Raw genomic sequence first — 13,605 nt, 5'->3', positions numbered from 1 at the left:
GTTAAATAGCAACGGGCGAAACCAATGACACAGGCTGCAGGGCCAGCAGTTTGATCAACTGATTGTTTTGATCACACGGGAATTCTGAACAGCGGCAATCGAGTTGCCTGCACGGTGGCCTACGGCAGGTTTAGTCAGGCTTCTGACCCATTCCTATCTCCTTATCAGCTCTTGACCGGCCGGCTTATGGTGCCGGCGCTCGAATAAGGTTAGACCCCAGTTGGGAAGTCAGCTAATAGGGGGAGTATTGGGTCGTGATAGGCAGAGTCTTTTACTGGCGTCACGGGGAGGCCCCGCGTCTATTTGAAGCATAGACGCGGGAAAGCCGTCACTTTCGCACGTTCTGGTACAGCATCAACCTTGAGGTTTCATGCATGGCGCGGGTCAGTTGCGACAGGCGCTTGAACTCTTCAGGGTTTTGCTCGGCGACGTTGTCCAGCGGCGTTGGTGAGGCCAGGTCATGGAGACTTGGCGAGCTGCCGTCATGCTCCATCTGCACCATGTAGTGTTGAGTCACGCCAGCAATCAGTGGGAATGTCCCCTCACGCAGTACCAGGGGTACCACGCGTTCACCCTCGGGAGCGGGCTGCTGAATGTCACGGCCCATGCCGCTGTTGCGAAACTCAAGGCCGGCCATGCCCGCCACGGTGGGCAGCAAGTCCACCAGGCCGACCGCTTCCTTGACCTTACGCGTCCCGAGCAAGCCCGGCGCGTGGATGATCATCGGCACCGCGTTGCTTTCCAGACCCAGTTGCTCGTAGGCCGGTGCCAGGAACGGGATCTGCGCGATACGGGTGTTGTGGTCGCCAAACAGCACGAAAATGGTGTTGTCGTACCAGCCGCCTGCTTTGGCGATTTCCATCAAGCGTCCGATGTTGAAGTCCAGCAAACGCACGGCGTTGTACTGCTCGACACTGCGCGACCCTGCGGCCTGTACTTCGGCCAGGGTAGGGTGCTTGACCTCGAATCCATCATTGGTCTTGGGAATCGTGAAGGGGCGGTGATTCCCGGCCGTCTGTACATAGGCGAAGAACGGTTTGTCCTTGGGCAGTGCTTGCAGGATCTGGTCGGTTTCCTTGAACAGGTCCAGATCGGAAATCCCCCAGACATCCACCACCGGGGACTTCCAGTCCCGCTCTTCAAATAAGCGAACGCCGTCGATGCTTTGCCGAATCAAGGCATTCATGTTGGCCCAGCCGGAGTTACCGCCGATGGTGTAGATCTTGTCGTAACCGGTGAAGGCGTTGATCAGTGTGTTTTGCTTGGTGATCAACGGATTACGCGTCGCGGTTTCCTGACGGGTGACGTCAGGCACACCGCTGATGCTGGCCCAGACGGTTTTTGCGGTCCCCGTCACCGGCACATAGAAGTGCTCGAAGAACCAGCTCTGCGTGGCCAGGCGATCGATGTTCGGCGTCGGATTGATCGGGTTGCCGTAGGCCCCGACGGCGCTGGTGCCCAGCGATTCGAGCATGACGAACATCACGTTCGGTGGCCGGGAGCCCGGTATTTTGTAGGGTTGCGGCGCCTGGTGACGGACGAAATCAAGGGTTTGCGGATCGGGCTTGTCTACCCCCAGGTAGTTGGCCATCACCGCGTAGTGCTCGCGCACCTGCGCTTCGTCATAGCGCGACTGGCCGACTTTGACCGTGTCGTAGAGGAACAACACCGGGTTCAAGCCCAACGCAGCGATCTGGTTATTGCCCGAGAAGAACGCATCGCTCCAGCGCAACGGGACCGGGTTTTCAAGGTTCATGTTTTCGACACGACCTAAAATGCCCAGCAGCACCACCACGACCATCAACGCGCCACCCAATGTCGCGGTGAGCCGGCGAATGGCTTTGCGAGGGCGGTCCAGCGTTACGCGTTCCAGACGCACAAGGGCCAGTGTCACCAGCGTGACCGTTGCCAGCCAACCCAATGAAATCCAGATAACCGGGTAGGTCTGCCAGACCATGTCACGGGATATTTGCGCATCCTCGATGAAGCGCAGCACGGTGGCGTTGATCCTCACACCCAGGTAGGCGTAATGACCAAAATCGATGATGTAAATCAGCAGCAGGACGCTCAGGGCCGCGACCAGATACACGCGGGCGATGCGGCGAAGCAGACGGCTGCCGATCAGGTTCCAGCGAGGAATCCAGGCCAGGAACGCCAACGGTAACATCGCCAGGATGGCCAGGCGCAGATCGAAACGAAAGCCGATCCCCAGGGTTTCCATGACGTCATTTTTGTCGATCAGGGCGTTGGCGTCGAAACCGGAATAGCCGAAAAAGAACATGACCCGAAGCACAGCAAACAGCGCAAACGTAATCGCTGTCGCGCCCAGCCAGTAATGTAAACGTCTCGAGTGCAGCCAACCCATCCCTGTTCCCCTGTTAATAAAGTCGTTAAATCTCAAACGGAACTGGACACATCGCCCACTGCACCGCGGCGCTTGGTTGCCCGGCGATACGTCCAGCGCACGGCAAGCATCAGCAGTGCCACGCAGCAATACAGACCCAGCAGCGGGTCAACCAGGTAATCCCAATAGTTTTGCGAAGGTTTGATCCCGGCAATGAAGGCCAGGGTCGCGCTGGCCAGCATCACGACGGCCAGGCCGTTGCGCAGGTAAAACAGGCCCAGTGTCAGCACGGCGAGAAAAATCAGCATGGGGCGCGGGCTGTAGCCAAACCGATAGGGGTCCAGATCACTCATGCCCAGGGTTGCCGGGTACAGCACCAGGGCCATCGCGGCGAAGAGGATCAATACGCCGGTTTTACCCCGCGCAGGTGGCAGGATGTCCAGCCGACGCAAGCAGCCCCACGCCATGAACACCATTGAGGTGATCGCCAGGTCATCAATGTAGCTGCGCAAATAGGCGGCCAACGATAACCCGTCCAGCGGTATGAAGCTGACTGCCAGCAATGCGGCCAACAGTGCGATCCGCCAGGTCCTGTGCATGCCGAAAGAAGGCAGCACCAGGAAGATGATCATTGCGAAGCTGACATGGGCTTGCCACAGGCTGATCATTTGCGACGCTCGTTGAGCCAGGCATCGTTGAAGGTGACGTGCTTGATGAAGGTGTTGTTCCAGGAATAAACCAAGTGATACATACCGTCGGGACTGCGGATGAAGTACGGGTATTCATATTCAAACTCACACCCTTGGCTTTTACAGACACGGTTGTCGAGGTTGTCCAGGAACTGTGCCTCCAGCGGTTGGCGAAGTGCGCCGCTGGAACCGCGGAACTCTTTACCGATGATTTCCTTGTAGGCCTCGGGTGAAAACGGAGCGCCCGCTGGATCAGGTGACTTGTCCAGGTCCCGCAACGAACGCCAATCGTCCATTTTTGCGTCGGTCCCATAAAGACTCAGCTTGAAGCGCCCCTCCTGCAGGTCGTTGAGCGCCACCAGCAACCCATGTTCGGGCGTCGCGACGGCGGCCAACGATGAGTTCGGATTCGAGGGGTCGAGCGGATAAGGCTCACTCCAGGTTTGACCGGCGTCTTCGGTGCGGGTCGCCAGCACACGGTGGTGGGTGTCGCCGGCATAGCGCAGCAAGGCGATGCCGCGCTGGCCGTCCAGCGGAACCACCGTGGGTTGCAATGAATTATTGCCGTGGCTGATGCGGAATTTGTCGATCACTTCGCCGTCTGCGCTCAAGTAGAGGTACTCGGCAAATTTGCCCAGAAACTCGTGGTAGACCGGTAAGCCGATGGAGCCATCGGCATGAAACACCGGTGCCGACCGGACCAGGGTGCTGATGTTCAGAAAGGGTGAAGTGATCAGCTGGCGCGGAGCGGACCAATGTTCACCGAAGTCGTCTGAAACCATTACATTGACCGCGCTGCCGGCCCAGCCACCCATGGACACGGACGCGTAGAACAACCACAGGCGATTGTCCGGCGCGAGTGCCACCACCGGATTGCCCAGCTTGCGAATGTATTTTTGGGTGCCCTGTTGGGTCGAATCCCGCGTCGCCAATACCTGTTCAGCCCCCCATTCGCCGGTTTTCGGGTCGAAACGGGCGGAGCGCACCTGCACATCGGCTGCGCCTTCGCGGGAGCCGGCGAACCAGACCGTCATCAGGCTGCCGTCGGGCAAGGCGGTGACCGCCGAGGAATGCACGAAATCCACCAGCCCGGAGGAGGCGAAGCGGCTGGTATAAATAGGCTTGGCCACTTGGCCGGCCACTGCCATCACTGGACTTATCAGGGCAAAGGAAGAGTGCTTATTGGCAGGGTTGACGAACCACGCGGCTGCAAAAAGGCAAGAAAGTGCAAGGTATGCACCGAAGGCAGGAATGCTGGGAAATGTGATGCGCATAATTAAGACTTTGGCATCTCATGGGCCTGATCAGGCGCTCAAATTAACACTCGATAGTACAAGATCGGATTATATGAATTTCTATTTTGTAAGAAATTGTTTGTAGTGCGCTGCCATGTCGATCAGCAACACTCAATGGACAGGCTGAAACTGCCGGACTAGAGGGATGTCGATCGAGCCAGCGGAATTGACGGGCCATTCTCGCCGTTGGTCGTAAAGCCGGACATGAACGGTGACGAGAGTGAAAAAGGAAGCCGATTTCACGCTTCTCTCCATCATCCGCAAAAAGTAATCTGTCGAACCGACACTTGGATGGATCCAAACCATGCACCTGACCCACCGCCCTGTCAGCGCTGAAGATATTCCGACCCTTTGCGCCTTTCCACAAACCCCCCAAGAGCTGTTCTTTATGTTCCCGAAGGCGCAATACCCCCTGACGGAAGATCAACTGCAGGCATCGATTGCTCAACGTTCTGACTCAACGGTGGTTGAGGCGGACGGTTCTGTTATGGGCTTTGCTAACTTTTACAGGTTTGAGCGCGATGGCGTTTGCGCGATCGGCAATGTGATCGTGTCACCCAAGGCTCGGGGGCAAGGGATCGCGACGTTTTTGGTGCAGACGATGGTGAGGCTGGCGTTTGAACGTCATCGAGCACGCGAGGTGCAGCTGTCGTGTTTCAACGAGAATACGGCGGGGCTGCTTCTGTATCCGCAGCTCGGGTTTGTGCCGTATGGGGTTGAGGAGCGGTTGGCGCCGGACGGGCGTCGCGTAGCCCTTATACATTTGAGAAAGACTGGGCGCCATGGGGGGCTCTGAGTATTTTTCGGGCCGGGTTTTGTGCTGTTTGCTCGGGCCTCTTCGCGGGCAAGCCACGCTCCTGTAGGAGCAGAGCTTGCTCGCGAAGGCGGCAGCACAAACGGTGAACACTTCAGATCGGCTCTGTCGCGTTTGACGAGGGAGCAACCGTTCAAATCACCCGATAAGAAAAACCGATACCCGCTTAAGGATTTCCCAGAGGCGGGGCAGGCACCTGCGGCTTTAGAGTCACGCCCAACATTCGAATGTCGGGCGGCCTTGTGGCCGGCAAGCATTCCCAGGCGTGTCGGAATTTCTACAAAAATAAGAAGGTGAAAGCATGAGTAACGAAACGGTCGATATCAAAGCGTGGATCGACAACCGGCCGGTTGCCCGATACCAGTGGCTCATCATGAGCCTGTGTTTCTTCATTGTGCTGTTCGATGGCTTCGACGTCGCGGTCATGGGGTTTATCGCCCCTTCGCTGATTCAGGAGTGGGGGCTTTCCAAAGCGGCGTTTGGCCCGGTGATGAGCGCCGGCATGGTCGGTCTGGCCATCGGAGCCTTGACGGCCGGCCCGTACGCCGACCGCTTGGGTCGCAAGAAGGTGCTGCTGTTTGCCGTGACCGGTTTCAGCGTACTGAGCCTGGCGTGTGCGTTTGCCCGCAATCCCTATGAACTGGCGGCCTTGCGCTTGCTGACTGGCGTGGCGCTGGGCGCTGCGCTGCCCAATACCACCACATTGCTGTCTGAATACCTGCCTGAGCGCAATCGTTCGCTGTTCATCACCCTCATGTTCACCGGTTTCAACATGGGCTCGGGGATGGGCGGCTTGCTCGCGGCCTGGCTGATTCCGAGCCACGGCTGGCAATCGGTGCTGCTCGCCGGGGGGATTCTGCCGCTGGTGCTGCTGCCATTCCTCTGGCTCCTGTTGCCCGAATCGGCACGTTTTCTGGCCGCTCGCAATGCGCCGGCCAGCCAGATCGCCAAGGTGCTGAACAAGTTGGGCGGGACCTTTTCGGCCGCCACTACGTTTACGATTGCCGAACCCCAGGCTCAGCACAAAGCGCCGGTGCGCATGCTGTTCGCCGAGCCCTATCGCTTCGGCACCCTCGCACTCTGGCTGACCTACTTCATGGGGTTGTTGGTGATTTACCTGACGATGGGCTGGATGCCGACGTTGTTGCGCGAAGGTGGTTTGTCCATCGAACGGGCGGCCACCATTACCGGCCTGTTCCAGATCGGCGGCACCGTCGGGGCAATCGTGGTCGGCTGGGCGATGGACCGGCGTAATCCGAACACCGTCATTGCCACCTCTTATGCCTTGGGCGGCGCGTTTATTCTGCTGCTGGGGGCGTTCAGCCTCGAGTCGAGCCTGTTGGCGTTTGGCGTGATTGCCGCGGGTTTCTGCATGAGCGGTGCGCAGACCGGTCTCAATGCGTTTGCGCCCGGTTACTACCCGACCGATTTCCGCGCCACCGGTGTGAGCTGGATGCTCGGCATCGGCCGCTTCGGGGCTATCTTTGGTTCTCTCATCGGCGGTGCGGTGCTCAGCCTCGGGCTGGGGCTGCCGTTGCTCTTCGCTATGTTGGGCTTGCCGGCCTTCATCGCGGCACTGGCGATCCTGGCCAACGGTCATGCGCGGCGCCGGGTCAGTCAGACATTGCTGACGCAATAATCTTTTTCGAACAAAGGAACTCGTCATGGCACGCATCATCGGTGGCCTCGCTGTATCTCACACTCCCACGATCGGCTTCGCGGTTGATCACGATAAACAGAATGAGGCGGCCTGGGCGCCGATTTTCGAAGGCTTCGAACCGATCAAGGTCTGGTTGAAGGAGCAGCAACCGGATGTGTTGTTCTACATCTTCAATGACCATGTGACGTCGTTTTTCTTCGACCACTACGGCGCGTTTTCCCTTGGGGTCGACGAGCGTTACGAGGTCGCCGACGAGGGCGGAAATCCACGCTCGCTGCCCTCGATCGGCGGGCATGCGGCGCTGTCACGGCACATTGGCGAAAGCCTGATGGCCGATGAATTCGACATGAGCTTCTTCCGCGACAAACCGCTGGACCACGGCTTCTTCTCGCCGATGTCGGCGCTGTTGCCTTGCACGCCTGCCTGGCCGGTGGAGATCGTGCCGCTTCAAGTCGGCGTGCTGCAGTTCCCGGTGCCCAGCGCGTTACGTTGCTACAAGTTGGGACTGGCGTTGCGTCGAGCCATCGAAAGCTACCCCGAGGACCTGAAGGTGGCCATCGTGGCAACCGGTGGCGTGTCCCATCAGGTGCATGGCGAGCGGTGCGGTTTCAACAATCCGCAGTGGGATGAGCAGTTCATTGATTTGCTGGTCAACGACCCGGTGCGCCTGACCGAAATGACGCTGGCTGAGTTCGCCACCCTCGGCGGGATGGAGGGTTCGGAGGTGATCACCTGGCTGATCATGCGCGGCGCGTTGTCGGCCACGGTGAAAAACCTGCATCAGGACTATTACCTGCCGTCGATGACCGGCATTGCAACCTTGCTGTTGGAGAATCAGGACCGGCCCGTTCCTGCCGAGGTCAACGCACGGCACTTGCAGCATATGCAGCACCAGTTGGCCGGCATCGAGAAACTCGAGGGGACGTATCCGTTCACGCTGGAACGCAGCGCCAAGGGGTATCGCCTCAACAAGTTTCTGCACCGCATGATTGAACCCGAGTGGCGTCAGCGCTTTCTCGAGGCGCCCGAAGCGCTGTTCGATGAAGGCGGGCTGAGCGAAGAGGAACGCGATCTGCTGCGACGCCGCGACTGGCGCGGGTTGATCCATTACGGAGCGATCTTCTTCGTCCTGGAAAAACTCGCGGCGGTCCTCGGGATTCCCAATCTGCAGGTCTATGCGGCGATGCGTGGGCAGAGCCTGGACGAGTTCATGAAAACCAGAAACCAACAGGTGCTCTACTCGGTGGCGGGCAAAGCCCCTCGCTGATCAACAGGGCTCAACGCTCCAACAGTCTTGGGCGGCTCATTCTGAGCCGCCATCGCAACGAATTTGATTGACCTCACTGTGCCCGGCACTTCCGGGCGCAGGGCATTTCTTTACCCAAAAATCGGAAAACAATAACAATGAAAATCACCGTTGATCCTCGAATCGTCTTCACGCTGGCCGTCGTTTTCGCGCTTCCTGTGGAGGGCTCGGCCGCAGGTTTTCTGGACGATGCCAGCGCGAACCTGAACCTGCGCAACTTCTACATCAACCGCAACTTCACCAACCCGGCCTACCCGCAGAGCAAGGCCGAGGAGTGGACCCAAAGCTTCATCCTCGACATCAGGTCCGGTTTCACTCAAGGCCCGGTCGGCTTCGGGGTGGATGCGTTGGGGCTGTACTCGGTCAAGCTCGACGGCGGTAAAGGCACGGGTGGTACGCAACTGTTGCCGATCGACGGCGACGGGCGTCCTGCCGATGACTTTGGCCGATTGGCGGTCGCCGGGAAAATGAAAGTAGAGAAAACCGAATTGAAGGTCGGTGAATGGATGCCAGTGTTGCCGATCCTGCGTTCCGACGATGGCCGCTCGTTGCCGCAAACCTTCCAGGGCGGGCAGATCACCTCGCAGGATATCGATGGCCTGACGCTGTACGGCGGTCAGTTCCGCCAGAACAGCCCGCGCAACGATTCGAGCATGGAAGACATGTTCATGCAGGGCAAAACCGCGTTCACCTCTGATCGTTTCAACTTCGTCGGCGGGGAATACAGCTTCAACGAAAAACGCACGATGATCGGTGTGTGGAATGCCGAGCTCAAAGACATTTACCAGCAGCAGTATCTGCAACTCGTCCACAGTCAGCCGCTCGGCGCCTGGACCCTCGGCGCAAATCTGGGTTACTTCCGGGGCCGCGAGGACGGCAGCGCCCGCGCTGGCGACCTGGACAACCACACCTTCTCGGCGCTGCTGTCCGCCCGTTATGGCGGCAACACGTTCTACGTCGGCCTGCAGAAACTCAGCGGCGATGATGCGTGGATGCGGGTCAACGGCACCAGCGGCGGCACCCTGGCCAACGACAGCTACAACAACAGCTACGACAACGCCCGGGAGAAATCCTGGCAGCTACGCCATGACTACAACTTCGTCGCCCTCGGCGTGCCCGGCCTGACCCTGATGAACCGCTATATCAGCGGTGACAACGTGCACGTTGGAGCGGTCAGCGACGGCAAGGAATGGGGCCGTGAATCGGAACTGGCTTACACGGTGCAGAGCGGCACCTTCAAGAACCTCAACATGCGTCTGCGCAACTCCAGTATCCGCCGCGATTACAGCACCAACGAATTCGACGAAAACCGCTTGATCGTCAGCTACCCATTGCGCTTGTTCTAAAGCCAGGCTAAGCGACGCGCCTTGACGCAAACCCTGTAGCAGCGGGCGAAGCCTGCGTTCGGCTGCGCAGCAGTCGTGAAATCAGGCAACCGGTTCTTTCAGGAAAACCGCGTACACAGGACTTGCGAGGACTTCGTCCTCGAACGCAGCCTCGCAGCCTCGCAGGCTCGGCAGCTGCTACAGGTTGCGTGTTCTTTGGCTACGCGGATTGCTCGCGGATCACCCGACGAATCATGTCCATCAGGGCTTGAGCCACCGGTGAATGCAGGCAGCCGTTGCGATAGGTCAGGCCGATGGCCCGAGTGGTCTGTTTCAGCACCAGCGGCAGAATGCACAACTCGCCGGAGGCAATCTCCTGTTCCAGCTGATGAGCGGAGACTGCCGCGAGCATGTCCGAGCGCAGCAACAGGCCACGAATGATCGCCATGTCGCCGCTTTCCACCACCGGCCGAGGCGTCGCGATGCCGAACCCGGTGAAACAGTCATCGAGCATTTGACGGGCCGGTGAACCGGCGCGGGGCAGCACCCATTGGGCACCGCTGAGTTCGTCGTGCAGGTCGGTTTTCGCATAGAGCGGGTGACCCCGTCGTGCCAGCACCACCATTTCTTCCGTGAGCAGTGACTCGCCGACGAGGTCGCTGGCATAGGCCGCCGAGCGCAACGCACCGAAAATGAAATCCACATCGCCGGCACGCAGTTCGGTCGCGAGCAGATCGAAAGGGCTTTCATTGGTGATCACCTGGATACCCGGATGCTCGGCCATCAGACGCACGATGGCTTCGGGCAATATCCGCGTGCGGCCCAGGGGCAGGGCGCCAACGTGCACCACGCCTTGCAGGGCGCCGCGGATGGCGGTGATGTCGGTTTCGATGTGGCGCAATTCGTTCAGCGCCCGGCGAATCGGGAACAGGATTTCATGGCTGGCACGGGTCGGCTGCAACCCACGAGGCGTGCGCTCGAAGAGGGTTTGACCGCAGCCACTTTCCAGCACCTTGAGCGTCGAGCTGACGGCGGGTTGGCTCAGCCCCAAGAGGCTCGCCACGGTTTGCATGTGGTGGGTTTCACAGAGTTTGACGAACACTTGCAGGCGCCTGGCCTGGAACAGATAGAGCGGCTCGACCGCCTGTTTTTCCCCGCCACCCAACAGCTTCGGCACGGTGTCCAGTTCTGCCAGCACGCGCCGTGCCCGGGGCAACAGTCGCTCGCCAAAGTCGGTCAATCGCATGCCGTTGGCGTGCCGTTCGAACAAGGGCACGTCAAGCCGGGTCTCCAGTTCGGAAATCGACCGGGTCACCACCGACTGAGCGCGAAACAGGGCGACAGAAGCCTTGGAAACGCTCCCATGATCGGCCACCCGGACGAAGGCCCGTACGTGCATCAGGCTGGGAAGTTCACTGGGTTCCATGGGGCTCATGCTCTGAAGGTCCGCGTTTGAGCCGGACTATGCCTTTGCCCTGATAGGGTGGCAATAAAAAAAACGCATACCTCGAACACTCGAACGCATTACTCCGCTGGCGGGTCGCAGTGCGATGCTCTTTCGAAACGCAGGAGGAGCACCCGCAATGATCGAGTCACCGAAAAACGCGCTGGTCGTCAGCGCACACTCTGCCGATTTCGTCTGGCGTGCGGGCGGTGCCATCGCGCTGCATGCGCAGCAGGGATACGCCGTGCACATCGTCTGTCTGTCCTTCGGCGAGCGCGGTGAGTCCGCCAAGCTGTGGCGCAAGGGCGACATGAGCGAAGAGAAAGTCAAAGCCGCGCGCCGCGAAGAAGCCCAGGCCGCCGCCGATATTCTGGGCGCCAGCGTCGAGTTCTTCGACATCGGCGACTACCCGATGCGCGCCGATAAAGAAACGCTGTTTCGCTTGGCCGATGTGTTTCGCAAGGTCCAGCCTGAATTCGTCCTCAGCCACTCGCTGAAAGACCCCTACAACTACGATCACCCGCTGGCGATGAACCTGACGCAAGAGGCACGCATCATCGCCCAGGCCGAAGGCTACAAACCGGGCGAGAAGATCGTCGGCGCACCGCCGGTGTACAGCTTCGAACCGCACCAGCCCGAGCAGTGCGAATGGCGCCCGGATGTGCTGCTGGACATCACCGAGGTCTGGGACAAAAAGTACGCTGCCATTCAGTGTATGGCCGGTCAGGAACATCTCTGGGAGTACTACACCCGCGTCGCCCTGCAACGCGGCGTGCAAGCCAAGCGCAACGTCGGCATCACCTCTGGCCGCAACATCGTTTATGCCGAGGGCTACCAAAGCATCTTCCCGCGTGTGACGGAGAACCTGGCATGAGCGAACTGATCGGAAAAACCGGCATCGTGGTCCGCCACATCGACAGGGCCGAGGCTGCGCTTGTCGATGAGCTGAGTCGCTACGGTGTCGCCACCATTCATGAAGCGCAGGGGCGCAAAGGCCTGCTGACGCCGTCTATCACGCCGATTCAGCAGGGGACCGTGATCAGTGGTTCGGCGGTCACGGTGCTGGTAGCCCCCGGTGATAACTGGATGTTCCATGTGGCCGTCGAGCAATGTCGCCCGGGCGATATCCTGGTGGTTGCCCCGAGCTCGCCGTGTACCGATGGCTACTTCGGCGACCTGTTGGCGACCTCGCTCAAGGCGCACGGTGTGCGCGCATTGGTGATCGACGCCGGCGTGCGGGACACCCACACGCTGCGTGAAATGGGCTTCCCGGTCTGGTCCCGCTCCATCAGTGCCCAGGGCACGATCAAAGAGACTCTGGGCTCGGTCAACCTTCCCATTGTTTGCGCCGGTCAGTTGGTTCATCCAGGCGATGTGGTCGTCGCGGATGACGACGGTGTGGTCATCGTGCGTCGCGACGAAGTCCCGCAAGTCGTCGAAGCCAGTCGCGCCCGCGCCGATCTGGAAGAGCAGAAAGCCCTGCGCCTGGCCAAGGGTGAGTTGGGGCTCGACATCTACGACATGCGTTCGCGTCTGGCCGAAAAGGGTTTGCTATACGTCGACAGTCTCGACGAACTCGGAGACTGAACATGGGACAGACACGCATTCCCTGCCTGCTGATGCGCGGAGGGACGTCGAAAGGGGCGTACTTCCTGGCCAGCGACCTGCCGGAGCAACCGGCGCTGCGCGACCGTGTGTTGCTGGCGGTGATGGGCTCGCCGGACGGGCGTCAGATCGATGGCATCGGTGGCGGCGACTCGCTGACCAGCAAGGTGGCGATCATCAAATCCTCCACCCGCGCCGATGCCGATGTCGATTACCTGTTCGCGCAAGTGCTGGTCGAGGAACCTCGTGTCGATTACGGCCAGAACTGCGGCAATATCCTCGCCGGCGTGGGGCCGTTCGCCATCGAACGTGGGCTGGTGAAGGTCACAGGCGCCATCACCCCGGTGCGTATCTTCATGGAGAACACCGGGCAGATGGCGGTGGCCCATGTGCCCACACCCAATGGTTTCGTCAGCTATTCAGGAGGGGCCCGGATCGATGGGGTGCCAGGTTATGCCGCGCCGTTGATCGTCGAGTTCGAGGATGTCGCCGGCTCCAGTTGTGGAGCGCTGCTGCCGACCGGCAATGTTGTTGATGTGTTCGACGGTGTCGACGTCACCTGCATCGATAACGGCATGCCGGCGGTGCTGATTCGCGCTGAAGATTTGGGTTGCAGCGGTGATGAGAGCCCTGAACAACTGGATGCCGATACTGAGCTGAAAGCCCGGCTCGAATCGATCCGCTTGCAGGCTGGACTGCAAATGAATCTGGGTGACGTGAGCCGGCGCAATATTCCAAAAATGTGCCTGGTTGCACCCGCACAAACGGGCGGGGCGCTGAGCACCCGCACCTTCATTCCTCATCGCTGCCACACCAGCATCGGCGTGTTCGGGGCGGTCAGTGTCGCGGCTGCCTGCTTGGTCGAGGGGAGTGTGGTTGCGGGTCTGGCCCGTGTCGATGCGGGGGAAGTGAAGCGACTGTCGGTCGAGCACCCGACGGGAGAGTTCACCGTGGAGCTGCGCCTGCGGGACGGGCAGCTGGCGGGTTGCGGGTTGATGCGCACCGCGCGGCTGTTGTTCGAGGGTGTCGTGTGCATCCCCGATAGTCTCTGGTCCGCTAATCCTTAACGCGATCTGTAGCAGCTGCCGAAGGCTGCGTTCGGCTGCGCAGCAGTCGTAAATCC

The 13,605-nt window shown here is 59.9% G+C and carries 11 protein-coding genes; 7 read left to right on the top strand and 4 right to left on the bottom strand.

Annotated features, from left to right (window positions below; genetic code table 11):
* Positions 1 to 328: 328 nt before the first annotated feature.
* The 3 genes from WLY71_RS19545 to WLY71_RS19535 are packed head-to-tail and all read right to left on the bottom strand — an operon-like array spanning position 329 to position 4,307.
* Entirely contained in the window at positions 329 to 2,365 is a 2,037-nt protein-coding gene (locus WLY71_RS19545; protein ID WP_347804850.1) for an LTA synthase family protein, read from the bottom strand.
* Positions 2,366 to 2,397: 32 nt separating this feature from the next.
* Positions 2,398 to 3,012 carry a hypothetical protein gene (locus WLY71_RS19540; RefSeq protein WP_347804849.1) on the bottom strand — a complete coding sequence of 205 codons (615 nt, stop codon included), beginning with the start codon at positions 3,010 to 3,012 and terminating at the stop codon, positions 2,398 to 2,400.
* Positions 3,009 to 4,307: a sialidase family protein gene (locus tag WLY71_RS19535; RefSeq protein ID WP_347804848.1), complete on the bottom strand. Its 1,299-nt coding sequence runs from the start codon at positions 4,305 to 4,307 to the stop codon at positions 3,009 to 3,011. The genes WLY71_RS19540 and WLY71_RS19535 overlap by 4 nt, the downstream gene beginning before the upstream one ends.
* Positions 4,308 to 4,632: 325 nt before the next feature.
* Between WLY71_RS19535 and WLY71_RS19530 the strand changes: the two genes are divergently transcribed.
* The 4 genes from WLY71_RS19530 (at position 4,633) to WLY71_RS19515 (ending at position 9,454) form a co-directional block, all read left to right on the top strand.
* Positions 4,633 to 5,124, top strand: a complete 492-nt coding sequence (locus tag WLY71_RS19530) for a GNAT family N-acetyltransferase (RefSeq protein ID WP_347804847.1) — start codon at positions 4,633 to 4,635, stop codon at positions 5,122 to 5,124.
* A 319-nt stretch (positions 5,125 to 5,443) separates the two neighbouring features.
* Positions 5,444 to 6,781, top strand: coding sequence for an MFS transporter (locus WLY71_RS19525; protein WP_347804846.1), 1,338 nt, complete (start codon positions 5,444 to 5,446; stop codon positions 6,779 to 6,781).
* 25 nt (positions 6,782 to 6,806) lie between these two features.
* Positions 6,807 to 8,069 (top strand): gallate dioxygenase, encoded by a 1,263-nt coding sequence (locus WLY71_RS19520; protein WP_347804845.1) that lies wholly within the window; start codon positions 6,807 to 6,809, stop codon positions 8,067 to 8,069.
* Between the two features lie 137 nt (positions 8,070 to 8,206).
* Entirely contained in the window at positions 8,207 to 9,454 is a 1,248-nt protein-coding gene (locus tag WLY71_RS19515; protein ID WP_347804844.1) for an OprD family porin, read from the top strand.
* Between the two features lie 199 nt (positions 9,455 to 9,653).
* Here the strand turns inward: WLY71_RS19515 and WLY71_RS19510 are convergent, their stop codons facing one another.
* Complete coding sequence (locus tag WLY71_RS19510; protein WP_347804863.1) at positions 9,654 to 10,859, bottom strand: LysR family transcriptional regulator; 1,206 nt, start codon at positions 10,857 to 10,859, stop codon at positions 9,654 to 9,656.
* Positions 10,860 to 11,016: 157 nt separating this feature from the next.
* On the opposite strand from WLY71_RS19510, the gene galB reads away from it, so the two are divergent.
* From galB to WLY71_RS19495, 3 genes are read left to right on the top strand one after another with little or no spacing between them, the layout of a single operon-like run.
* Positions 11,017 to 11,751 carry a 4-oxalmesaconate hydratase gene (galB, locus tag WLY71_RS19505; protein WP_347804843.1) on the top strand — a complete coding sequence of 245 codons (735 nt, stop codon included), beginning with the start codon at positions 11,017 to 11,019 and terminating at the stop codon, positions 11,749 to 11,751.
* Positions 11,748 to 12,464: a 4-carboxy-4-hydroxy-2-oxoadipate aldolase/oxaloacetate decarboxylase gene (locus tag WLY71_RS19500; protein ID WP_347804842.1), complete on the top strand. Its 717-nt coding sequence runs from the start codon at positions 11,748 to 11,750 to the stop codon at positions 12,462 to 12,464. The genes galB and WLY71_RS19500 overlap by 4 nt, the downstream gene beginning before the upstream one ends.
* A 2-nt stretch (positions 12,465 to 12,466) precedes the next feature.
* Positions 12,467 to 13,549, top strand: coding sequence for a 4-oxalomesaconate tautomerase (locus WLY71_RS19495; RefSeq protein ID WP_347804841.1), 1,083 nt, complete (start codon positions 12,467 to 12,469; stop codon positions 13,547 to 13,549).
* Positions 13,550 to 13,605: the final 56 nt, after the last annotated feature.

The sequence above is a fragment of the Pseudomonas rossensis genome, assembly GCF_039888995.1.
Lineage (GTDB): Bacteria > Pseudomonadota > Gammaproteobacteria > Pseudomonadales > Pseudomonadaceae > Aquipseudomonas > Aquipseudomonas rossensis.
This window is presented reverse-complemented; position numbering and strand designations above follow the sequence as displayed.